At 67.6% G+C, this 20,982-nt stretch carries 24 protein-coding genes; 13 read left to right on the forward strand and 11 right to left on the reverse strand.

Translation table 11 applies throughout. The annotated features are described in order from the left end of the window. From I71_RS39265 to I71_RS32065, 4 genes are all read left to right on the forward strand, one after another. A partial coding sequence (locus tag I71_RS39265; protein ID WP_042703864.1) for a hypothetical protein occupies positions 1-212 on the forward strand: 212 nt, incomplete at its 5' end. Further along, on the forward strand, positions 209-670 hold the full coding sequence (locus I71_RS32055; RefSeq protein ID WP_042703866.1) for a GNAT family N-acetyltransferase: 462 nt from the start codon (positions 209-211) through the stop codon (positions 668-670). The genes I71_RS39265 and I71_RS32055, both read left to right, overlap by 4 nt. Continuing rightward, positions 667-1,299 carry an FMN-dependent NADH-azoreductase gene (locus I71_RS32060; RefSeq protein ID WP_042703868.1) on the forward strand — a complete coding sequence of 211 codons (633 nt, stop codon included), beginning with the start codon at positions 667-669 and terminating at the stop codon, positions 1,297-1,299. Before I71_RS32055 ends, I71_RS32060 begins: the two co-directional genes overlap by 4 nt. Then, positions 1,283-1,687: a cupin domain-containing protein gene (locus I71_RS32065; protein ID WP_199902310.1), complete on the forward strand. Its 405-nt coding sequence runs from the start codon at positions 1,283-1,285 to the stop codon at positions 1,685-1,687. Before I71_RS32060 ends, I71_RS32065 begins: the two co-directional genes overlap by 17 nt. Positions 1,688-1,770: 83 nt before the next feature. Here the strand turns inward: I71_RS32065 and I71_RS32070 are convergent, their stop codons facing one another. From I71_RS32070 to I71_RS32080, 3 genes are all read right to left on the reverse strand, one after another. After that, positions 1,771-3,021 carry an NAD(P)/FAD-dependent oxidoreductase gene (locus tag I71_RS32070; protein ID WP_244434188.1) on the reverse strand — a complete coding sequence of 417 codons (1,251 nt, stop codon included), beginning with the start codon at positions 3,019-3,021 and terminating at the stop codon, positions 1,771-1,773. Further along, positions 3,021-3,344, reverse strand: a complete 324-nt coding sequence (locus tag I71_RS32075) for a 2Fe-2S iron-sulfur cluster-binding protein (protein WP_042703871.1) — start codon at positions 3,342-3,344, stop codon at positions 3,021-3,023. The genes I71_RS32070 and I71_RS32075 overlap by 1 nt, the downstream gene beginning before the upstream one ends. A 66-nt stretch (positions 3,345-3,410) precedes the next feature. Continuing rightward, entirely contained in the window at positions 3,411-4,574 is a 1,164-nt protein-coding gene (locus I71_RS32080; RefSeq protein ID WP_042703872.1) for a cytochrome P450, read from the reverse strand. A gap of 181 nt (positions 4,575-4,755) precedes the next feature. Here I71_RS32080 and I71_RS32085 point away from each other — a divergent pair, with 181 nt between their 5' ends. Next, positions 4,756-5,700, forward strand: coding sequence for a helix-turn-helix domain-containing protein (locus I71_RS32085; RefSeq protein WP_042703874.1), 945 nt, complete (start codon positions 4,756-4,758; stop codon positions 5,698-5,700). A 13-nt stretch (positions 5,701-5,713) separates the two neighbouring features. Here I71_RS32085 and I71_RS32090 read toward each other — a convergent pair whose 3' ends face one another. From I71_RS32090 to I71_RS32100, 3 genes are all read right to left on the reverse strand, one after another. Next, positions 5,714-6,634, reverse strand: coding sequence for an NAD(P)-dependent oxidoreductase (locus I71_RS32090; protein ID WP_042703903.1), 921 nt, complete (start codon positions 6,632-6,634; stop codon positions 5,714-5,716). A gap of 196 nt (positions 6,635-6,830) precedes the next feature. Beyond that, complete coding sequence (locus I71_RS32095) at positions 6,831-8,057, reverse strand: LysR family transcriptional regulator (protein WP_042703877.1); 1,227 nt, start codon at positions 8,055-8,057, stop codon at positions 6,831-6,833. A gap of 178 nt (positions 8,058-8,235) precedes the next feature. Further along, the gene (locus I71_RS32100; RefSeq protein ID WP_042703879.1) at positions 8,236-9,126 is read right to left on the reverse strand and encodes a helix-turn-helix domain-containing protein; all 891 of its coding nucleotides are present in this window, start codon (positions 9,124-9,126) and stop codon (positions 8,236-8,238) included. A gap of 274 nt (positions 9,127-9,400) precedes the next feature. Between I71_RS32100 and I71_RS32105 the strand changes: the two genes are divergently transcribed. Then, on the forward strand, positions 9,401-9,745 hold the full coding sequence (locus I71_RS32105) for an NIPSNAP family protein (RefSeq protein WP_085940817.1): 345 nt from the start codon (positions 9,401-9,403) through the stop codon (positions 9,743-9,745). Beyond that, entirely contained in the window at positions 9,742-10,554 is an 813-nt protein-coding gene (locus tag I71_RS32110; protein WP_042703881.1) for an SDR family NAD(P)-dependent oxidoreductase, read from the forward strand. The genes I71_RS32105 and I71_RS32110 overlap by 4 nt, the downstream gene beginning before the upstream one ends. A gap of 49 nt (positions 10,555-10,603) precedes the next feature. On the opposite strand, the gene I71_RS32115 is transcribed toward I71_RS32110, so the two are convergent. From I71_RS32115 to I71_RS32125, 3 genes are all read right to left on the reverse strand, one after another. Next, positions 10,604-11,968, reverse strand: a complete 1,365-nt coding sequence (locus tag I71_RS32115) for an MFS transporter (protein ID WP_042703883.1) — start codon at positions 11,966-11,968, stop codon at positions 10,604-10,606. A gap of 271 nt (positions 11,969-12,239) precedes the next feature. Beyond that, the gene (locus I71_RS32120; protein ID WP_042703885.1) at positions 12,240-13,232 is read right to left on the reverse strand and encodes an aldo/keto reductase; all 993 of its coding nucleotides are present in this window, start codon (positions 13,230-13,232) and stop codon (positions 12,240-12,242) included. A 27-nt stretch (positions 13,233-13,259) separates the two neighbouring features. Next, positions 13,260-14,207, reverse strand: coding sequence for a Gfo/Idh/MocA family oxidoreductase (locus I71_RS32125; RefSeq protein ID WP_042703887.1), 948 nt, complete (start codon positions 14,205-14,207; stop codon positions 13,260-13,262). A 536-nt stretch (positions 14,208-14,743) separates the two neighbouring features. Here I71_RS32125 and I71_RS32130 point away from each other — a divergent pair. The 6 genes from I71_RS32130 to I71_RS32155 all read left to right on the forward strand — a co-directional run bounded on the left by I71_RS32130 (position 14,744) and on the right by I71_RS32155 (position 19,445). Beyond that, complete coding sequence (locus I71_RS32130; protein WP_042703888.1) at positions 14,744-15,478, forward strand: PIG-L deacetylase family protein; 735 nt, start codon at positions 14,744-14,746, stop codon at positions 15,476-15,478. Continuing rightward, positions 15,478-16,149 carry a 4-carboxy-4-hydroxy-2-oxoadipate aldolase/oxaloacetate decarboxylase gene (locus tag I71_RS32135; protein ID WP_042703890.1) on the forward strand — a complete coding sequence of 224 codons (672 nt, stop codon included), beginning with the start codon at positions 15,478-15,480 and terminating at the stop codon, positions 16,147-16,149. Before I71_RS32130 ends, I71_RS32135 begins: the two co-directional genes overlap by 1 nt. Next, the gene (locus I71_RS32140; RefSeq protein ID WP_042703892.1) at positions 16,142-17,200 is read left to right on the forward strand and encodes a 4-oxalomesaconate tautomerase; all 1,059 of its coding nucleotides are present in this window, start codon (positions 16,142-16,144) and stop codon (positions 17,198-17,200) included. Before I71_RS32135 ends, I71_RS32140 begins: the two co-directional genes overlap by 8 nt. Before the next feature lie 142 nt (positions 17,201-17,342). After that, the gene (locus I71_RS32145; protein WP_042703894.1) at positions 17,343-18,218 is read left to right on the forward strand and encodes an amidohydrolase family protein; all 876 of its coding nucleotides are present in this window, start codon (positions 17,343-17,345) and stop codon (positions 18,216-18,218) included. Positions 18,219-18,244: 26 nt separating this feature from the next. Next, on the forward strand, positions 18,245-18,598 hold the full coding sequence (locus tag I71_RS32150; RefSeq protein WP_042703896.1) for a protocatechuate 4,5-dioxygenase subunit alpha: 354 nt from the start codon (positions 18,245-18,247) through the stop codon (positions 18,596-18,598). Between the two features lie 4 nt (positions 18,599-18,602). Next, on the forward strand, positions 18,603-19,445 hold the full coding sequence (locus tag I71_RS32155) for a class III extradiol dioxygenase family protein (RefSeq protein ID WP_042703898.1): 843 nt from the start codon (positions 18,603-18,605) through the stop codon (positions 19,443-19,445). 130 nt (positions 19,446-19,575) lie between these two features. Here I71_RS32155 and I71_RS32160 read toward each other — a convergent pair whose 3' ends face one another. Next, a complete protein-coding gene (locus I71_RS32160) occupies positions 19,576-20,391 on the reverse strand; it encodes a universal stress protein (RefSeq protein WP_049976445.1) in 816 nt (271 codons plus the stop codon). Between the two features lie 15 nt (positions 20,392-20,406). Then, positions 20,407-20,982: sugar phosphate isomerase/epimerase (locus I71_RS32165; protein ID WP_042703909.1), on the reverse strand; the 576-nt coding region annotated here is incomplete at its 5' end.

The following is a 20,982-nucleotide window of genomic DNA, read 5'->3' on the forward strand; positions in this document are numbered from 1 at the left end:
CTATGGGCGCCTCTACGGCCCGGGAACCGGATCCGACACCCCCGCCGGCGCGGGGCCCGCTGCATGTCGACGCGGCAGCCAAGGCGGCGCTCCTGGTTCTCGCGCATGGGGTCCGGGGCATCTACAATTTCGCCGAGGACGACGGGGCGGTGAGCAGCGAGAAGGCCAAGCGGGACTTGCAGTGGTCGGCAGACTGGAGGAGCGCCCTGTGAGCACCTCTCCGCAATCTTCGACCGACATCCGCGCGATCGAAACCGATGAGGAGGTGGCGGCCTGCTTCCCGCTCATGCGGCAGCTCCGCCCCCACCTCTCCTCGAAGGAGGAGTTCGTCTCGCGTTGGCGGCGCCAGACCGCGGCGGGCTACAGGCTCCTGGCCTTGTGGCAAGCCGACGGCCCCACCGCCCTCGCGGGATTCCGCCTTCAGGACAATCTGATGCACGGCATCCATTTCTATGTCGACGATCTGGTGACGGACGAGAAGGCCCGCAGCACCGGTGCGGGCCGCTTGATGATGGACAGGCTGAAGTCCGAGGCGCGCCGGTCGGGCTGCACGCGGCTCGTCCTGGACACGCCGCTGACCAACATGCTCGGCCACCGCTTCTACTTCCGCCACGGGCTGCTTGCGCGGGCGTTGCGCTTCAGCATCGACCTCGACGAGGATCGGGCATGAGCAGGCTGCTGCATGTCAGCGCAAGCGCGCGTGGGGCCGATTCCCACAGCCGGCGGTTCGGCGGCCAACTGGTCGCCGCCCTCCGACGGCAGCGCGCCTTCGACGTCGTCGAGCGCGATCTCGCGGCCGACCCCTTGCCTTATCCGGGGCCGGCCTTCCTGAGCGCCAGCCTCATGGCGGATCGGGAACGGAACATCGCGGACAAGGCTGCGCTGGCGGTCTCGGAAAGACTGATCTCCGAACTCGAAGAGGCCGATGCCGTGGTCATCGATACCCCGATGCACAACTTCACGGTTCCCGCCGCGCTCAAGACGTGGATCGACCATGTGGTGCGGCCAAATCGGACCTTCATGACGACCCCCGAGGGAAAAATCGGCTTGCTGCGGGACAGGCCGGTCTATGTCGTGATCGCCTGCGGCGGCGGATTCGATGCCGGCGCCGGCGGCCAGGAGGACCATCTGACGCCTTACCTGCTCTATATTCTCTCGACGGTGGGCCTGCGGGATGTCCATGCCTTGCGGCTCGACCGCCTGCGCCGGGGCGATGAAGCCCTGGCCCGGGCCGGCACGCTGACCGAACAGTGGATCGGCGCTATCCTGGCAGGAGATGATCTTGAAACGCAGCATTGAGAACGCCGAGCATTATTCCTGGGGCGACCGCTGTGACGGATGGGTGCTCGCCCCTTCGCCGGACATGATGGTCATCCAGGAAAGGATGCCGGCGGCAACGGCGGAGCAAAGACATTTCCACACCAAGGCCCGCCAGTTTTTCTACGTGCTTTCCGGTGAACTGACCATGGAGCTGGAAGGCGTGCATCACACGATTGCCGCACTGTCCGGCATCGAAATTCCTCCCGGCGCGTGTCATCAGGCGCGGAACGACAGCGACAGTGACGTGCATTTCCTTGTCATATCGAGTCCATCGACACGCGGCGACCGGACGGATCTCGAACGGGCTTTTCCAATTGCCGATTCGAACAAGACTTCGGACGATGACCGATACCCGTCGCAACCGTAACGGTGTCGCCACCTTCGAGCGAGCCGGCACAGGCTCTCCCCTGGTCACGCCCGCTCGGTACGGTTTTACCGCTGATCTGGCGATCACCGTGCCAGGGAGGCCAGCGGAAAGCCCTCGTCGGCCGCCTGCTCGGGCGTGAGGGCGGCCTTCCGGTCCAGCAGCTTGCGGCCGGCCATGTGGTCCACCGGGCGGTTGACGGAATCGATGGCGACCAGGGCGCCGTCGCGGAAATAGAAGGCCGAGAACCGGCCATCCGCCAATGAACCGCGCAGCACCATCCGGTCGTGCCCGGCCGACAGGCCGACGATCTGCAGCTTCACGTCGTACTGATCGGACCAGAACCACGGCGGCGCCGTGAAGGGACGGTCCCGCCCCAGCAGCGCCGCCGCCGCCGACTTGCCCTGCTCGACGGCGTTCTGGACCGACTCCAGCCGCAGCAACGCTCCTGAATCGCCGACGCGCCGGACCGTGCAGTCGCCGACCGCGACGATGGCCGGATCGCCGGTGCGGGCGCAGTCGTCCACCAGGATGCCGTGCTCGCAGGGCAGTCCACAGCCTTCGGCCAGCGCGGTGTTCGGAATGACACCGATGCCGACGACCACCAGATCGGCCGGACGCAAGCGCCCGTCGGCGGTGCGCACCCCGGTCACGCGGCCCCCCTGCCCGTCCAGCCCGGCCAGCTTGGCGCCCAATTCGAGCGTCACCCCGTGGGACCGGTGCAGGTCGGCGTAGAACGCCGCCAGGAAGGGCGTCGCCGAGCGGNCGAGCAGGCGATCCGCCGCTTCCAGGATGGTCACCTCCAGGCCGCGCTTGCGCGCCGCCGCCGCGACCTCCAGCCCGATGTAGCCGCCGCCGATGACGACCACACGCGCCGCGCCATCCAGAGCCGCGCGGATCCGCCGGGCGTCGTCCAGCGAACGCAGGCCGAGCACGCCATCCAGCTCGCCCCCGGCGACCGGCAGCGGACGCAGCCGCGCCCCCGTGGCCAGCGCCAACCCGCGATAGTCCAGGCTGCGCCCATCCTCCAGGCGCACCCGGCGGGCGGGACGGTCAATGGCAACCACCCGTGTGCCGGTGAGAAGGTCGATGCGTTGCCGCTCCAGGACATCGGCGCCGCGGATGGCGAGTTGCGCCTCCTCCATCGTGCCGGCCAGCATCGCCTTGGACAGCGGCGGCCGGTGATAGGGGGCAAAAGGCTCGTCCCCGACCAGCGTGATGGGGCCGTCGTACCCCTCCGCCCGCAGGGATTCGGCGACCTGCAGCCCGCCCTGCCCCGCCCCGACAATGACCATCCCTGCGACCATCCCTGCGACCGCTCCCGCCACGTCGCTCATCAGCTCTGCGCCTCCGGCAGGCGCACCACGATGCCGTCCAGCGCGTCGCTCATCCTGATCTGGCAAGACAGGCGGCTGTTGCCCCGGCGTTCCGACGCCGTGCAGTCCAGCATCTGCTCCTCCGTCTCGCTGGGCGGCGGGAGGGCATCGATATGGGCCTCGTCCACATAGCAATGGCAGGTGGCGCAGGCGCAGGAACCGCCGCATTCCCCCTCGATGCCCGCGACGCCGTGCTGCACCGCGCCCTGCATCAGGGTCCAGCCCGCCGGAATATCCACGACCTGCTGCAAGCCGTCGTGCTCGATGAAGGTAACCTTCGCCATGGTCGCGTTCCCTCTGGATATCCATGTTGTGTCGTGTTGCGCGTCGGCGCGCGGTCTTCGGAAAGCTCAGGCCACCGCCAGTTCAAGGCGGGTCGGGCTGCGGAAGGTGGTGGAGGGCATCCAGGGCAACTGATCCTGCACGCGGACGAACTCCGGCACCTGCTTCAGGAATTCCTCGAAGGCGACGCGGGATGCCAGACGGGCGAAGGCGGTGCCGAGACAGGCGTGGACACCCCCGCCGAAACCCAGGTGCCCCTTCGGCTTGCGGTCGATGTCGTAGAGGTGGGCGGCGGGGAAGCGCCGCTCGTCGCGGTTGCCGGACCCGTAGGCGAGGCAGACGAAGTCGCCCGCACGCATCGTCTGGCCGTGCAGGTCCACGTCCTTCTGCAGGCAGCGGCGGAAACGCTGGGCAGAGGTGTTGTAGCGCAGCGACTCCTCGATGGCTTCGGGGATCAGCACCGGGTTGGCGGCGAGCCGCCGGCGCGCGTCGGCGTGATCGGCGAGGTTCAGGGCCAACATGGTCAGGAAGCCAGACAGGGACTCGATTCCGGCCATGATCAGCGTGGTGATGGTCATCTGCACTTCGCGGTCGGCCAGCTTCTCGCCGGCGACCTCGGCCTGGATCAGGGCGGTGATCAGGTCGTCCCCGGGCTCGCGCTTGCGCAGTTCCACCAGCTCCCTGGCGTACTCGCCCATCCACTGGAAGGCGGCGATGTGCTCCGGCCCCTTCTGGCGGGTGCGGGGATCGGACTGCACCATCAGCACGGCCTTGTCACGGACCATCCGCTCGTTCTCGCGCGGCAGGTTGAACAGGCCGAACAACACGTCCACCGTCACCTTGCTGGAGAAGTCGGCGACGAAGTCGAATGTCTTCTCGCCACGCACGGCGTCCAGCGCCCGCTTGGCCGAAGCGCGCACCGGATCGACCAGCCCCTCCACCGCTTTTTTGGTGAAGGCGAATTGGACGATGTTGCGCAGGCGGTCATGGCGGGGCGGATCGGTGGTGCCCAGGGTGTTGCCCGCACGGTTGGGCATCTCGTCCATCAGGTTGCCCTTGGCCGAAGAATAGGTTTCCCAGTCATTCAGCGCGGCGACGATGTCGTCGTACCGCGACAGCACCCACATGTTGGCTTCCTCGCTCCAGAAGCAGGGATACTCATCCCGCAAGGTCTTGTAGAAAGGAAACGGATCGGCATCTACGGCCGGGGAATATGGATCGAAACGGAACATCGGGCGCATTCCTCCGACACCCGCAACAGCGGGTGGCCAATTGGGCGTTTTGGTTTGATTGACGCGAACGGTTCATGCCGCGAACAATTGCATCCTAAACAGGTTCGCCCATGCCGCGGAATGGACGAAGCTGAAGGAAAATTGTACTTTTCCAACAAATGAAGGTGCAGGAGAGGACGGCATGGACCAGCGGGCGAATGGGGCGGTGGATGGGGCGGCAGGACCGCGCGCCCAAGCCCGGAAAAGCGGCGCGGTGCCGCTGTTCACGCTCTATGGCGAGGAAGCCCGGGTCACCGACGCCGAGTTCATCCACATCGAGGACATCGAAAGCCGCAGCCGCCTGTATGACTGGGACATCGGTTCCCACACCCATCGCGGACTGTTCCAGCTGGTGGCGCTGCTCCAGGGCGGGGCGCGCGTGCAGATCGACGACCGGATGGCAGACGTCGCCGCACCCTGCGTGATCGTCGTCCCCCCGGCGGTGGTGCATTCCTTCCAGTTCCGGCCGGGCAGCCAGGGCTATGTGCTGACGGTGGCCGAGGTAATGCTGTTCGACGGGGCAAGCGCGCAGAGCCGGCCGCTGTTCGAGGCCCTGTTCCTAAGCCCCTGCCTGATCGATTTCACCGACGCACAGGCGGCGGCGGAGCGCATCTCCGCACTGCTGGACCAGCTGATGACCGAGTTCCGCTGGCCGCAATTCGGCCGGTCTGCGATGTGCGAGTGGCTGCTGCGCGGCGTCCTGCTGCTGCTGGAACGCCAGCGCGCGGCGGCGGCCGGCTCCAACCCGGCGGAGCGCGTGCGCACGGACCTGTTCGCCCGCTTCCGCGCGCTGGTGGAAGAGCGCTTTACCGAGCACTGGTCGATCCCGCGCTACGCCGACGCGCTGGGGATCACGGAATCGCGGCTGAACCGGCTATGCCGGCATCTGGTCGACCGTTCGGCCTTCGACGTGGCGCAGGATCGCCTGTTGCTGGAGGCGAAGCGACGGCTGATCTACATCGCCGCGCCGGTGTCGATGATCGCCTATGAGCTGGGCTTCCAGGATCCGGGCTACTTCAACCGCTTCTTCAAGAAATTGACCGGAAAGACGCCGGCCGCCTTCCGGCGCGAGGCGCGCGCCGGGTGAAGCGGCGCTTCGGTCAAGGCTCCGACGGGTCGAGCCGCGCCAGAATGGCGTCGGCCAGGGTCCGGTAATCATCCGCGCCGATGGCGCGGGCATCCAGCTTCAGGTCGCCGACGCGCTGCTGCCACTCCACGGCGGCGCGGGCCATGCCGCCCCCCAGGCCCAGTTCGTCGACGGTGCGTGCAACCTCGCGCATCTCGGCGGCGCGGCGGATGCCGTGGGTCATGACGCGCTCCTGCATGTAGGCGGCGCGCTCCTTGAAGCCGAAGCCGGGATAGGTGACGTCCAGGGAGTCCAGAACCACCGCGTCCACCCCGGCCCTGCGCCCGGCCAGCACGCATTCCAGAAACAGGGCCTCCAGCCCCTTCATCATGACGCTGCGGATCATCTTGATGGAGGAGGCGGTGCCGACCGCCCCCGCGGCTTCCTTGGCGCTCATTTCCAGCCCCGACAATGCGGCAATGGCATCGGCGGCGTGTGGACCGCTGACCAGCAGGGGCGTCTTGTGGAGCTTCGGATGCACCGGCGCCATCACCGCCAGATCCACGTAACGGCCGCCGGCCGCCTCGACGGCCTGCGCCGACTCCCGCTTGGTGCCGGGCGCGCAGGAGTTGCCGTCGAAGAACAGGGCGCCTGGGGCGAGATGGGCGGCGGCGCTGCGGGCGGCGGTCTGCGCCTGATCGGCGGTGACCAGCGAGAAGACCAGCGCCGCGCCGGCCAGGGCGTCCTCCATCCGCTCGGCGCCGGCCACACCGGCCGCCGTGTAATCGGCCCATTTGCGGGCGCGCACCGCCTCGTCGGCTGAGCCGGTCTTGATGTCGAACGCGGCAACCGCCTCCGTCAAGCCGGCGGTCCGCCAGCCGGACAGAAAAGCCGAAGCCGCCTCCCCGAAGCCGATGAAGGCCACCTTCGCCGTGCGTCGATCCTGTTCCGTCATCACCGCCCCCATGCGCCGGTCGAATTGAACTATGGTCCGTTTCCCCTCGGCATCGCATGGCCACAGCGGCCTGCGATCCGCTTCGGACCGCGACGGCAACTTCGCTTTACCATGCCGGCAGTCCGCCGAGGCCATTCAATGACGGGCCAACCTATCGATTTTTTGGATAGCATCCGCGCGGCATTTTGAATGGCCTTCACGGGCGCGAGACGGGCGAGGCGGCGTGTTGCCCGGCGTCGCGCAGCAGGTTGAGAAAGCGCTCCTGCGTGGCCGTCGGGCGCCACCCCCGGCGCATGGTGAGGCCGATGGTACGCTCGGTGTTGGCCAGATCCACCGGAAGGATGACCAGCAGGCCCAACTCATGCTCATGCCTGATCTGGTGTGCGGAAATCAGGGTCAGCCGGTCGCTGCCCAGCAGCAGGCCACGCACCAGGATCTGGGAGCTGGTCTCGACCAGCCCGCGCGGCGGTTCGTTGGCGAACAGCGCCTCGAAGCGGTCGCGCGTCGGCGTGCCCCGCCGCGGGATCACCCACTGGCAACCGGCCAGTTCCTCCAGCGTCAGCTTCGGCTTGCGGGACAAGGGGTGGAAGGCGCGTGCGACCACGACCAGCGGATCGTCGAACAACGGCTCCTGGACCACGTCGTCGATGGGCAGCGGATCGCGCAACGCACCGATCAGCACGTCGATCTCGCCATGGCGCAGCCCGTGCAGCAGGTCGTCGTAGGGCCCGTCGAGCACGTCGAACTGCACGTCCGGACGCTCGCGCACCAGCGCGTTGACCGCGGTCGGCAGAATGAAGGGGCGCGACAGCGGCATGCTGCCCACGACGATGCGGGCCGTATCGCCGCCCAGGCTCTCGCCCACCTCCGCGAATCCCTGCTCCAACTCTGAAATCGCCAGCTTCACATGCTGGACCAGCGCCCTGGCCGGCGGGGTGAGCGCGATGCCGGCGGCGGTCCTGGTGAACAGCGGGATGCCCGACAACCGTTCCAGATCGCGGGCGGCACGGTGCATGGTCGGCTGCGAGATGCCGACATTGCGCGCCGCCAGGCTGAAGTTGCCGGCATCGGCAACCGCGACCAAAGCCCGGATCTGCGCCGCCGTCAGCAGCTGGTCGAAGTCCGCAAGGCCGCGCAGGCCGCCCTTGCGCCCTCCGATGCGGACCGCCTCCCGCGAGCCGGTACGCAGGCACTCCAACGCCCGCTCCACACGGTCCAGGAACAGCACCCCCATCGGGGACACCGCCATGCCGTCCGGTCGCCGATCGAACAGGGGGGCGCCGACCTCCTCCTCCAGCTTGGCAATCGCCTGAGTGATTGCGGGTTGGGACAGGTGCACATGCTCCGCAGCCTGACTGATGCTGCCGCGCCGCGCCACCTCCCGGAAGGCCCGCAAATGCCGGATGTTGGGGATGTCGTTCATCGGATTTTTCTGCTCCACAGCATTGCTGTCGGAGCGACTATAGCAAAACCCGATGAGGTTCCGTCAGCCTTCACGCCAGCGTGTTCGACGGCGCGGGGTGGCTGACCGGCGCACCGGCCCGGTGCCGAAACCCCGGCACGATGCTTTTCCATTCCATGCGCGATGGACGGAGGCGGGATCAGGTCGCGGCGACCCTCCGGCTCCGGTAGTCGGATGGCGCCTCTCCGGTCATTTTCATGAAAAAGCGCGAGAAATAGGATGGGTCCTGAAATCCGAGATAATAGCCGATCTCGCTCACCGAATGGCCGGTGTAGAGAAGATAGCGCTGTGCTTCGACCAGCCGCCGCCGATGGACCAGCTTCACCGCCGGTTCTCCGCAAACGCGCCGGCAGGCGGTCGACAGCCGGCTCTCGGTGACGCCGAGCCGACGGGCATAGTCGCCGAGCGGGATCTTCTCGCGGAATGTCCGCTCGATCTCCTGGCGGAACCGTTCGACCAGGACCGTGTCGCCGGTCGGGTTCCGGGGGGCGACTGGGCGGCGTTCCAGCGCGATCCGGCTTGCCCCGACCAGAATGCGGACCAGATGCGCCTCGATCATCGGCATGCGGCCGGGGGCCGGCCATGTGAATTCGGCGGCCAGGGCCTCGAACGCTTCGGGAATGGCATGGGCGGCCAGTTCATCGGCGATGGAATCCATGCACAGCACCGATTTCAGCAGACCGGCGACAACGGCGTCGCCCCGGCAAGCATCCGTGACGAAGGTTTCGGCAACGGTGACGACCGGCCCGTTCGTCTGGGGCGAGAACTCGAAGGCATGCACCACGCCGGCCGGCACAACGATCAGGGCCGGCGCGGTGAAGTGGAACTGTTCCGCCTCGACCTGCATGCCGCCGCCCCCGCTGGTCAGCAGCAGGATTTGGTGCAGGTCGGCATGGGCATGGGGCTTGATCGACCATTGATGGGCGCCGCTGCGCCTGGCGATGCGCTCCACATGCATGAAGCGCAGCTCGGCCTCGCGCACGGGCTCTCCATAAAGGGCATAGCGCTCGATGGCGGATACGCTGGGCATGCTTCGCCTGCCAAACAAAAAAAGTGCCAGTGTTTCTTGGTTCCATCCATGGAGGCCGGCGCCAAGGACCGCGTATTCTCGCAGGAATGGGGGCGAACTGCCAGTCGTCCGATTGCTGCGAGTGCACAGGACGCGCCCCCGGAGGAAAAGCCACACCTGCTTAAAAGTGCCAGACCGGAGCGACCTGTGACGGTCTCACCGCCGGCTCGCACCTCGACCGGCAGGGCCGCCCGATCTCCCCGAAGGGCAGGCGGTTTTCAACGGAGTCCCCTTCATGCTGCAAAAACCACTGATCGACCTGCGCACCTACACCATCGCGTTGCGCCGTATTCCGGAGTTCCTGGACGTCTTCGACCGGCTGGCGATGCCGGTGCAGCGTCGCCACCTCGGCCCGCCGCTCGGCTTCTATGTCAGCGACATCGGCCCGCTGAACCAGGTGGTTCACGTCTGGGGCTACGACAGCCTCGCCGACATGGAGGCGCGCTGCCTCGCACGCAATGCCGACCCCGACTGGCCGGCCTATCTGGAGGCGTCCGGGCACCTGATCGTGGCGCAGGAAAACCGCATCCTGCGCAGCGCGTCGTTGCCGTCGCTTGCGCGCTTCGGGGGGGCGAAATGACCGACGACTGGCTCGGCCTGAAAGGCAAGGTGTGTGCGGTCACCGGCGGCGGCGGCGGCATCGGGCGGGCCGTCGTGCTGGCGCTGGCGGAGGCCGGAGCCACCGTCGCGGTGCTCGACCGCGACGAGGCGCAACTTGCGGAGACGGCCCGGCTGGTGGCCGAACGGGGCGGCACCGCGCTGGCGCTGCCCTGCGACGTGTCCGACCCGGACAGCATCGCCGCCGCCGCGAAGCGGTCGCTGGACGCCTTCGGCCCCTGCGCCGTGCTGGTCAACAACGCCGCCCTGCTGCGCCCCGGCCCGCTGCGGTCGCTGGCCCTGGCGGAATGGAACGCGCTGCTGGCGGTCAACCTGACCGGCTGTTTCCTGTGCTCCCAGATCTTCGGGGAACAGATGCTGGACTCGGGCGGCGGCAGCATCGTCCATGTTGCCTCCATCGCGGCCAGCCACGCCCAGGCGTTCAGCGGGGCCTACAGTGCCGGCAAGGCCGGGGTGGTCATGCTGTCGCGCCAGCTGGCGGTCGAATGGGGGCCGTCGGGGGTGCGCAGCAACACCGTCAGCCCCGGCATGATCGTTACGCCCTTGAGCAAGGATTTCTACGCCGTGCCGGGCGTGCTGGAACAGCGCGGCGCCGTGGTGCCGTGCCGGCGCGTCGGCCAGCCGGAAGACATCGCGGATACGGTTGTCTTCCTTGCCAGCCCGCGCTCCGGCTATGTGAACGGCGAGGAGATCATCGTCGACGGCGGATTCGGCCGGGGTCTGATGAGCCTGATCCCGCGGCCGGGCTACGAACGGCCGGGCCAATCCTGACAGGAGGCGCCGGAATCACCCGATCGATGGCCCCGGTCAATGGCCCCGGTCAATGGCCAAGAACTTCGACGTTCTTGGCCGTGCCGGCCGTTTCACCGTCCGGGTGGATGAACTGCTTGACCATCAGGGCCAGGGCGGCGGCCAGGCCGGGAATGGCGATGATGGTGAAGATGTCGGTGAAGCCCAGCTGCTGGCGCGACAACTCGGCGACCAGGAAGGAACCGCCGATGCCGCCGAACCGGCCCAGGCCCAGCATCCAGGCCACCCCGGTGGCGCGCCCGTGCGTCGGGTAGAAGCTGGCCGCCAGCGCCGGCAGGGACGATTGGGCGGTGTTCATGATGGTACCGGCACCGAAGACGAACACCATCAGCAGCCCGAGATTGCCGGCCACCTGACCGACCGCATAGACGGCGACGAAGGTCAGCACGAAGCCGACGGCAATGATCTTGTTGGCGTTGAAGCGGTCCATCAGCCAGCCCGACAGGATCGCCCCGACACCGCCCAGCGGGAACAGCGCGGAGATCAGGGCGGCGTTGCGCGCCTCCAGCCCCGCGTCCTTGAACAGGATCGGCATCCAGTTGATCAGCGCGTAGAAGATCACCAGACCCATGAAGTAGGCGATCCACAGCATCACCGAACCGACGATGTAGGGGCGCGACAGAACGACGGCGATGCCGTTCCGGGACTTGGTCGCCGGGGCCGTCTCGGTGAGCACGAAGGACGTCGCTCCGGCGGCCGTTTCGGAAATGCGGCGCAGCACGGTGCGGATGCGCTCCGCCGCATGGTTGTGGGCGACCATGTAGCGGATCGATTCCGGCAGCAGTAGAAACAGCAGGACCGTCAGCACCAGCGGCATGATGCCGCCGAGCACCAGAACGCTGCGCCAACCCCACTGCGGGATCATCCAGGCGGCCAGGAAGCCGCCGAGGGCGGCGCCGAGCGGAAAGCCGCAGAACATGGCGTTGGTCACCATGGCGCGCCGGCCCTCGGGGCAATATTCGCTCATCAGCGTGACGGAGTTCGGCATGGCGGCACCCAGGCCAAGGCCGGTGACGAAGCGCAGCATGACGAGCTCGTCGAGGTTGGCCGAGAAGGCGGAGGCCAGACAGGCGAGGCCGATGATCAGCACCGAGCCGATCAGAATCGTCTTGCGGCCGAGGCGGTCGGCCAGAGGGCCGGCGGACAGGGCGCCGAAGGCCAGACCGAACAGCGCCGCGCTCAGGACCGGCGCCAGCGCCGGCTTGGCGATTCCCCATTCGGCGGTCAGCGACGGGGCGATGTAGCCGATGGCGGCCGTATCGAATCCATCGAGCAGGACAATGAAGAAGCACAGCGAGAACACCAGCCATTGGTATCTCGAAAAGGGGGTCTCGTTGAGGAACGCTTGAATGTCGACGCTTCTCTCTGCGGGCATGGATTTCCTCCTCGGGGCAGCTTTTTTGACAGGTGGCCCTGGCCCATTGGCATTGTTCTTGGCAACAGGGCATTGTTCGCGGACATTCCGGCAGTCCCCGGAACATCCGCGCGTGATCGGCGGTCGATGGTGATGCCGGCGCCCCGGAACGGGGGGCCTCAGGCCGGCCTCTAAGCTTTTGGTTTTCCGTGTGATTCACGCTTCAAGCGATACCGCTTGAAACGATCACACTCTAACCCTCATGGCCTTTCGGATCGCTTCCGGCGGCCGGTCAGGGGAACTGCTCGGTGTCGATCTCCGCCTGCGTGGCGGCGCTGTAGCGCGGGCCGTGCACGGCCGCGGGCGCGAACAGCGCATCGAGCCGCGCAATGGCGTCCGTAGCGAGCGCCAGATCCGCCGCCCCCGCATTCTCCTCCAGATGGTCGAGCCGGGTGGTGCCGGGGATGGCGACGACATGCTCCCCCCGGGACAGGACCCAGGCCAGGGCGACCTGTCCCATCGTGCCCCCCTGCTCCCTGGCGATGCCGGCCAGCCCGTCGAGCAGCCGCAGGTTGGCCGCGTAGGTCTCCGGTTCGAAGCGCGGCATCGCGCGACGGATGTCCTTGGCGTCGAGCGTGGAGACGTCGCGCAGGGTTCCCGTCAGGTAGCCGCGCGCCAGCGGGCTGAAGGCCACGAAGGTGACCCCAAGCTCGCGGCAGGCATCCAGAACGGCGATCTCCGGATTGCGCGTCCACAGGGAATATTCGGTTTGCAGCGCTGCGATCGGATGCACGGAAAAAGCCTTGCGCAGCGTCGTGGCCGACACCTCCGACAAACCGATTGCGCGGATCTTGCCCTCGGCGACCAGGTCCGACAGGGCGCCCACGCTCTCCTCGACAGGGATGCGCTTGTCCCAGCGGTGCAGGTAGTAGAGGTCGATGACGTCGGTGCGCAGGCGGCGCAGCGACTCCTCGCAGGTCGCCTTCAACACCTCCGGGCGGCCGTCGATCTCGCGCTTGCCGTCGGGGCCGCGGGACAGGCCGCATTTGCTGGCCAGCACGAACTCGTCGCGGCGGTGCGACAGGACCTCGCCGAGCAGGGTTTCGTTGACGCCGAAACCATACAGCGCCGCCGTGTCGAAGAAGGTGTGGCCGAGGTCGAGGGCGCGCAGCAGGACCCGCCCGGCCGTCTCCGGCGCGGGCGGCACGCCATAGGCGTGGGACAGGCTCATGCATCCCAGCCCCAGCACCGATACCGAGAAGGGTCCCAGCTTGCGCGTCAGCATGATCCCAGACCTCCTTTCATCGGGTCGTCAGGCGTCGAGGCACTTTTCCAGGCGGTCGAGCGTGCGCATGGCGGGCAGGCACTGGGCGACGCTGGCGTTGGGCTCGCGCTTGTCGCGGATGGCGGCGAAGAACTCGCGGTCGATCAGCTCGATGCCGTTGTTCGACACGGTGACGCCGCTGAGGTCGATCTTGTTGTCCTTGCCGTCGTACAGGTCGTCGTAGCGGGCGATGTAGGTGCCGTTGTCGCAGATGTAGCGGAAGAAGGTGCCCAGCGGCCCGTCGTTGTTGAAGGACAGCGACAGGGTGCAGATGGCGCCGGACGGCACCTTCATGCCGATGCTCATGTCCATGGCGATGCCCAGCTGCGGGTGCGTCGGCCCCTGGAGCGCCTGCACATGGCTGGCCACTTCGCCGGTCTGGTATTGGAACAGGTCCACCGTGTGGCAGGCGTGGTGCCACAGCAGATGGTCGGTCCAGGTCCGCGGCTTGCCCAGCGCGTTCATGTTGGAGCGGCGGAAGAAGTAGGTCTGCACGTCCATCTGCTGGATCGTCAGCTCGCCGGCCCTGATCCGGTTGTGGATCCACTGGTGGCTGGGGTTGAAGCGACGGGTGTGCCCGGCCATGGCGACCAGTCCGGTGGCCTTCTGCACCGCCACCAGCCGCTCCGCGTCGGCCAGAGTGTCGGCCATCGGGATCTCGACCAGCACATGCTTGCCCGCTTCCAGGCACTGGATCGCCTGGGAGGCGTGCACCGGCGTCGGCGTGGCGAGGATCACCGCCTCCACATCCGTGCGCTCCAGGCTCTCGGCCAGATCCTTGGTCCAGTGCGCGATGCCGCGCGCCTTGGCGAAGCCTTCGATGTCATCCGGCCCGCCGCCGACCACCGAAACCACCTCGATGCCGTCGATCGCCGCCACCGCTTCCAGATGCTTCACGCCAAAGGCGCCGGCCGCGCCCGCCACACAGATCTTCATCGCGTCCTCTCCATGCCTGTTCCGGGGCCTCTTCCGGTTTCGCGGGCGCTTTCCCGGTCCGGCGGGTCGAACGGCGCCGTCACCTTAGCGCCGATCCCGCGCTGCCGCTTCCGACCCGCGTGTCGTCCGAATTCTCTCACCGGACATTGGGTAGCACCCCCCCATATCGTGGAGGAAATTCGATGATCGAGTTGGACATTTGTTTTTTGAATAGCGGAGATGCGCTGTTCCGAATAGCCGCCCCGCTCACAACCGGCGCGCAAGCCGGCCGGACATTTCCGCATGGCGGGCCAGCTGCGCATTTCCTGACAAAGATCACCGCATTCCAACGGCATGACGTTACGTCTGGTATGACCATTTCATGCCGCGCGCCGGACCTGCCTTTTCAGCGAATTCGGCGCCTCAAGGCGCCAAGGCCACACCCACTATAGCAAAAACAAATCGAGTGGAAGGGAGTTCCAAATTGGAAATCCGTTCCCGCGGACGGATGATGCGTCCAACGGAATTCAAATGGCCACACTGGGGAGCGATCGCACATGGCACAGAACAAGACCGCGCTGGTACTCAGCGCCCACTCGGCGGACTTCGTCTGGCGCGCCGGCGGCGCCATCGCCCTGCATCAGCAGAAGGGATATGACGTGACCATCGTCTGCCTGTCCTACGGCGAGCGCGGCGAGTCCGCCAAGCTGTGGAAGCAGGAAGGCTGCACGCTGGAGCACGTCAAGACGGAACGCCGCAAGGAAGCCGAGGCTGCCGCGAAGGCGCTGAACGCCCACGACATCCAGTTCTTCGACCTGGGCGACTACCCGCTGGAGATCGACCGCGAGGCCAAGTTCCGTCTGGTCGACGTGATCCGCAAGGTGCAACCCGCCTTCATGATGAGCCACTCCCACTACGACCCGTACAACACCGACCATTCCTACGCGACCAAGATCCTGATGGAATGCCGGATGATCGCGCAGGCGTGGGGGCACAACCCCGGACAGAAGGTTCTGGGCGCGCCGCAGCTCTACCTGTTCGAGCCGCACCAGACCGAGCAGATGGGCTGGAAGCCGGACGTCTTCCTCGACATCACCGAAGTGTGGGACAACAAGCGCGCCGCCATCGAATGCATGGCCGGGCAGGAGCATCTCTGGGATTATTACACCAACCTGGCGCAGAACCGCGGCAACCACTTCCGCCGCAACTCTGGCGGTCAGGCCGGCGGCCGCAACGCCCGCTACGCCGAGGGCTTCCAGTCCGTCTATCCGCGCACCGTGGATGAGCTGTGATGAACATCGTCGTCCAAAACATCGAACGGGCGGACCCGGCGGTGATCGCGGGTCTGGCCGAGTGCGGTGTCGCCACCGTGCACGAAGCGCAGGGCCGCAAGGGCCTGCTGGCCTCCTACATGCGTCCGATCTATTCGGGTGCCCAGGTCGCGGCGTCGGCAGTGACCATCCTGGCCCCGCCGGCCGACAACTGGATGCTGCACGTCGCCATCGAGCAGGTGAAGCCGGGCGACGTCCTGGTGCTCGCCACCACCTCTCCGTCGGACGCCGGCTATTTCGGCGATCTGCTGGCGACCTCCGCCAAAGCGCGCGGCGGCGTCGGGCTGGTGATCGACGCCGGCGTGCGCGACGTCAAGACCCTGACCGAGATGGGCTTCCCGGTCTGGTCCAAGGCAGTCTGCGCCCAGGGCACGGTGAAGGAGACGCTGGGCTCCGTCAACGTGCCGGTGGTCTGCGCCGGTGCGTCGATCAACCCCGGCGACGTGATCGTCGCGGACGACGACGGCGTCTGCGTGGTCCGCCGCGAGGAGGCCGCCGAGGTGCTGAGGAAGGCGCAGGACCGGCTGTCGAAGGAGGAGGAGAAGCGGGCACGCCTGGCGGCCGGCGAACTCGGCCTCGACATCTATGGCATGCGCGGCACGCTCGCGGCGAAGGGGCTGAAATATGTCTGACGCGGCCCGCTGCATGTGGATGCGCGGCGGAACCTCCAAGGGCGGCTATTTCCTGGCCGGGGATCTGCCCTCCGACGCCGCTGCGCGCGACGCCTTCCTGCTGCGGGTGATGGGCTCGCCCGACCCGCGCCAGATCGACGGCCTGGGCGGCGCCGATCCCCTGACCTCCAAGGTCGCGGTGGTGCGCCGGTCGGAGCGCGACGGCGTGGACGTGGACTACCTGTTCCTTCAGGTGTTCGTCGACAAGGCCGTCGTCACCGACGCCCAGAACTGCGGCAACATCCTGGCCGGCGTCGGTCCCTTCGCCATCGAGCGCGGCCTCGTCGCCGCCACCGACGGCGTGACGCCGGTGACCATCTTCATGGAGAACACCGGCCAGGTGGCGGTGGCCAGCGTGCCGACGCCGGGCGGTGCTGTCACCTACAAGGGCGAGGCGCGCATCGACGGCGTGCCCGGCACGGCGGCGCCGATCCCCATCGAGTTCCGCGACACCGCCGGCTCCTCCTGCGGATCGCTGCTGCCGACGGGGAACGCGGTGGACGTCATCGACGGCGTTCCGGTCACCTGCATCGACAACGGCATGCCGGTGGTGGTGCTGCGCGCCTCGGATCTCGGCGTGCGCGGCGACGAGACGCGGGAGGATCTCGACGCCGACACGGCGCTGAAGGCGCGGCTGGAGGCCATCCGGCTGAAGGCCGGGCCGATGATGAAGCTGGGCGACGTGACGGACAAGTCGGTGCCGAAGATGACGCTGGTCAGCGCGCCGACGAATGGCGGAGCCGTCTCCACCCGCACCTTCATCCCGCACCGGTGCCACGCCTCCATCGGCGTCCTCGGCGCGGTCAGCGTGGCCACCGCCTGCGCGCTGGAGGGTTCCCCGGCCGCGTCGCTTGCCGTGGTTCCGGAAGGCCGCACCAAGACGCTGAGCATCGAGCACCCGACCGGCGAGATGACCGTGGTCCTCGACCTGGACGAGACCGGATCGGTGGCGCGCGCGGCCCTTCTGCGCACCGCCCGCAAGCTGTTCGACGGCACCGTCTACGCCGACTGATGCGGACAGCGCCCGAATGCGCCCTCCGCATCACCCTCTCGATCGATGCTAAGGCATTGATCCGCCGGGTTTGACGGTCGGCTGACACTGGAAGTGTCCAGTCGCCGGCGGTATGATCTCCTTGCCCAAAGGGAATCCATCCATGGACGCCGATTACCTACCCTTCCACCCCGACCCGAGCAAGCCGGCCTACGTACCGCCGCCGGGCGCGGTGGATGCCCACTGTCACGTCTTCGGTCCGGGCGACCTGTTCCCCTACGCGCCGGAACGCAAATACACCCCCTGCGACGCGCCGAAGGAGAAGCTGTTCGCACTGCGCGACCATCTCGGCTTCGCGCGCAACGTCATCGTCCAGGCGACCTGCCACGGCAAGGACAACCGTGCCCTGGTCGACGCGCTGAAGGCGTCCGGCGGGCTGGCGCGCGGTGTCGCCTCGGTCGGCCCGGCCATCACCGAGGCCGAACTGCGCGACCTGCACGAGGCCGGCGTGCGCGGCGTGCGCTTCAACTTCGTGAAGCGTCTGGTCGACGCCACGCCCAAGGAGGTCTTCCTCGGCATCGCCGACAAGATCGCCAAGCTCGGCTGGCACATCGTCGTCTATTTCGAGGCGCCGGACCTGGACGACCTGACGCCCTTCCTGCGCCAGTTGCCGGCCACCATCGTCGTGGACCACATGGGCCGCCCGGACATCGCCAAGGGCGTCGACCATCCCCAGTTCCAGAAATTCGTCAGCCTGATGGCCGACAATCCGAACATCTGGAGCAAGGTGAGCTGCCCCGAGCGGCTGAGCGTCCAGGGGCCGCCGACCTACGACGACGTCGTGCCCTTCGCCCGCCTGCTGGTCGACCGCTTCACCGACCGCGTGCTGTGGGGCACCGACTGGCCGCACCCGAACATGAAGTCCCACATGCCCGACGACGGGCATCTGGTCGACGTCATCCCACGCATCGCCACCGACGCCGCCAAGCAGAAGGCGCTTCTCGTCGACAACCCGATGCGCCTCTACTGGTCCGAATAAGAGAGAAGCAATAAGGAGGAAACGCCATGGCTTCGCCAGCAGGACAGGAACCGATACCCGGCACGACCATCTTCGACGGCAGGATGGCGATGAAGGGCTATGCCCTGAACAAGATGTGCTACTCGTTCAACGAGGCCGCGGCCCGGCAGGAGTTCCTGGCCGACGAGGAGGCCTACTGCGCCAAGTTCGGCCTGAGCGACGAACAGAGGACGGCCATCAGGGACCGCAACGCCCTGGCCCTGCTGGCGGCCGGCGGCAACATCTACTACCTCGCCAAGTTCGTCGGCATGCTCGGCCTGAATGTGCAGGACATCGGCGCGCAGCAGACCGGCATGACGGTCGAGGACTTCAAGGCGAAACTCAAGGCGGCGGGGAACTGAGACCATGGGCAAGATCGTCGGTGGCGTCACCACCTCCCACATTCCGGCCATCGGCAACGCCATTGCCAACGAGCTGTTCGAGGACCCCTATTGGAAGCCGTTCTTCGACGGCTATCCGAAGGCGCGCGAATGGCTGGCCGAGGTCAAGCCGGATGTTGCCATCGTGGTCTACAACGACCACGGCCTGAACTTCTTCCTCGACAAGATGCCGACCTTTTCCGTCGGTGCGGCCTTCGAGTACGAGAACAAGGACGAGGGCTGGGGCCTGAACCCGCTGCCGCCCTACCCCGGCGATCCGGAGCTGTCCTGGCACATCATCAATTCGCTGGTGAACGACGAGTTCGACATCTGCTCCTGCCAGGAGATGGCGGTGGACCACGGCTTCACCGTGCCGATGGCCCTGCTGTGGCCCGACCAGACCCAGCGGCCGGTCAGGACCATCCCGGTGGCGGTCAACACGGTGCAGCACCCGCTGCCGACCCCGGCGCGCTGCCTGAAGCTGGGCGAGGCCATCGGGCGCGCGGTGGCGTCCTACCCCAAGGACCTGAAGGTGGTCGTGCTCGGCACCGGCGGGCTGTCGCACCAGCTGGACGGCGAGCGGGCGGGCTTCATCAACAAGGACTTCGACCTGATGTGCCTGGAGAAGATCGTCGATGAGCCGGAGGCTCTGGCGAAATACTCCATCCACGATCTGGTCCGCCTCGCCGGCGCCCAGGGGGCGGAGCTGATCCTGTGGCTGATCATGCGCGGCGCGCTGGGCAAGACCGTGTCGAAGATCCACAGCAACTACCACATCCCGATCTCGAACACCGGGGCGGGCCTGCTGGTCCTGCAAAGCGCGGCCTGAGGCGGGGCGGTCGGCGACGGCCAAACGGAATGGGGGACCTCTCCCACCCTGCGGCGCAAAAACAAGGGAGGGCGCTGTCGCGTCCTCCCCCAGTTCACGCCCGATAAGGAGACCGGAGACTCCGGCGCGGTCAGTTGGACATGAGCACCGGAAGGGTCATGGCCGACAGGACGTACCGTGTGCCGTTCCCGCGCAGCATGTGCGGGAAGCCGTAATGGCTGTGCGCGCCCATCACCAGCAGGTCGGAACCGAGATCGGCGGCGCGGTTCAGCAGCATGTCCATGACGCCGACGCCATCCACGACGAGGCATTCCGACCGCGCCCGGATGCCGTGGTCGGCAAGGTGGTGAAGCGCATGCTCCACGGACTCCCGCTCATCGTCGGGCTTTGCGACGAAGGTCACGACGACCGTCTCCTCCGCCCCGGCGATCAGCGGCAGCGCGTCCTTCAGGGCGCGCGCCGCTTCCCGGCCGTTCTTCCAGGCGATCAGCGGGCGCCGGCCGATCCGCCCGAACCGGCCGGCGCCGGGCAGGATCAGGGCCGGCGTGCCGGCGTGCAGGATCACCTGCTCCGCCATGCCCGGCGGGACGGAGGCATGGTGCTGCCCCGCACCCTCGTCCTGTCCCATCAGGATCAGGTCGGCGGCGTGGGCGGCCTGCGCCACTGCCCGCACCACCTCGGCGGGGCTGCCCCGTGCGGCGTCGCGCCACTCCGCCCCGGACAGCCCTTCGGTGGCCCGCAGGAAGGCGGCGCGGCTGGCGGCCGCCGCCTCCCGGTAGGAGTCGCTAGGCCAGGTGGCGACGATGCCCACCTTGCGGGCCTCGCCCCGCTCGGCGAACAGACCGATCAACCGGGCCTCGTGCTGCCGGGCGAGCGAGACCGCCATGGCGAGCCGGGCGTCCGCGTCATCGTGGTCGAGGTGGACCAGCAAGGTCTTCAACGGCATGATCCGTCCTCCACCTTACGACGCGCGCCGCTGCGCGAGAGGTTCCCCGGTGGCGTCCCGCTTGGCGAGCACCGCCTTGGCCTTGTCCAGGGCGCGGCGGACACGCTCCTCCGGCCCCATGGCGCGGGACAGCGTCTCCATGGGGATCTCCAGGCTGACCGGCAGGTCGCGCGGCAGCGGGCGCATCATGCCGACAAGGTCGATGCCGCCATCGCCGGGGAACAGGCGCTCCGCGCGGGCCGCATGGATCAGCCCCTCCGTGGTGGCCGGCTTCTCCGCCGGGCCGTCGCAGAGCTGGACATAGTGCAGCCACGCCCGCGGGATTTTCGCAAGATCCTCCACGCGGCTGCCGGAGCGGTCGAAATGCAGCGCGTCCACCAGGATGCCGCCGTTCGGCCGGGCGGCGGCGCCGACCACGCGGATCGCCTTGGCGAGATCCGGAACGTCGGTCCAGGGCATGAATTCCAGGTCGGCGGTCAGGCCGTAGGGGGCGGCGGCCTCGCAGAAGGCGGCGTAGTTCGCGGTCAGCCGCGCCTCGTCGGGGTCGTTGCCGGCGACCAGGATCGCCTTGGCCCCCAATGCCTGCCCGAC

This window comes from Azospirillum sp. B506, from assembly GCF_000333595.1.
Classification (GTDB): Bacteria; Pseudomonadota; Alphaproteobacteria; order Azospirillales; family Azospirillaceae; genus Azospirillum.